Below are 1,111 nucleotides of genomic sequence, written 5' to 3'. Positions count from 1 at the left end.
CCAGATTTTTTCCCTCCAAGTTATGGACTGGGCCACCGATCTCCATGCCCCTTTCACTACTTCGGAGGTGTGGTATCCGCATCCCTACCTCCGTAACCTCACTGGTCTCCCGGATGGATCCCTCTGTCCCAACGCCGGGCACATATTCTTCCTTGCCGACGGTTTTGATGCTCATCAAGGGGTTCTTCCACGGCATCTATGCCGCACGTATGGTGGAGCCTGGGCTGTCTCTGCTGGGTTTGTCTCCACTCCCCGGCGGGTCACTCCTCCGAGCTTTCTCAACCATGCCGATGCTATGGCCGCCCTGGAGGACCTGTATGTCCACCATCCCTTGGTCCGCTCCGAACGCATCGCTCCCCAGTGGGTCATCTCCGACGCCGTCCTCCGACATTACCGCGATCCCTTCCAGGACCTCGTGATTCTTTTTCCACCACCGGATGCGGCACCACCCACTGGGCCTCCACCTCCGGCAGTGGCCCCGCCCGCTGGTCCGCCACCAGCGCCCACTGCGCCTGACCCTACTGCTGCGATCATGACCACCCTTGCACAACTTCACGCCCAACAGAATGAACTCCAGCTCGCCCAGCTGAATCTTACCCGCCGTCAGAACACTGCGGTTCCCCCCCTCCCGACCGATCGGGACGCCGCCTCCCTCTACTTGTGGTCTCGTTCAGTTCAGCTCGCGATGGGTAGTGCTGGATGGTGCTACTCCGACGCTGGGAAATCTGTGTCCATCGCCGAGGCGCCCTCTACCGACGTTACCAACCCGGTTGCAGTTGAAGTCTCCCGGAGCATGGCCGAGACTATCCTCAAGACCATCTCTGGCGACGCATCGGTGGCCGCTCTGGTTGAGGCTACCCCGTCCCTCGCCTACCAGGGTCCTGAACTCGTCCGAGAGATCTTGTATGGGTTCCTCCCTACGTCCATGGCCCACCTTCACACCCACCTCCACGAGTTGCACAATACGCTCCAGGGAAACTGCGAACTTCCCACTCAGTATCTTACTCGCCTCCGGTTTCTCGCCTCCCTGGTCGCTGCTTGCAAGGGGGGTACTGAAGTTGACCCTGAGTCTCTCAAGGACATCTTCTACGATGGAGTGTGCCGTGGGGTT

At 60.3% G+C, this 1,111-nt stretch carries 1 protein-coding gene; it reads right to left on the bottom strand.

What is annotated here, in order from left to right; all coding sequences use genetic code 11:
* Positions 1 to 670: 670 nt before the first annotated feature.
* Positions 671 to 1,111: hypothetical protein (locus ACRCYW_RS08945; RefSeq protein WP_438549772.1), on the bottom strand; the 441-nt coding region annotated here is incomplete at its 5' end.

The organism is Aeromonas sp. (assembly GCF_051657805.1).
Classification (GTDB): Bacteria; Pseudomonadota; Gammaproteobacteria; order Enterobacterales; family Aeromonadaceae; genus Aeromonas.
Note: the sequence above shows the minus strand (reverse complement) of the source record. Positions and strands in the feature narration are given on the sequence as shown.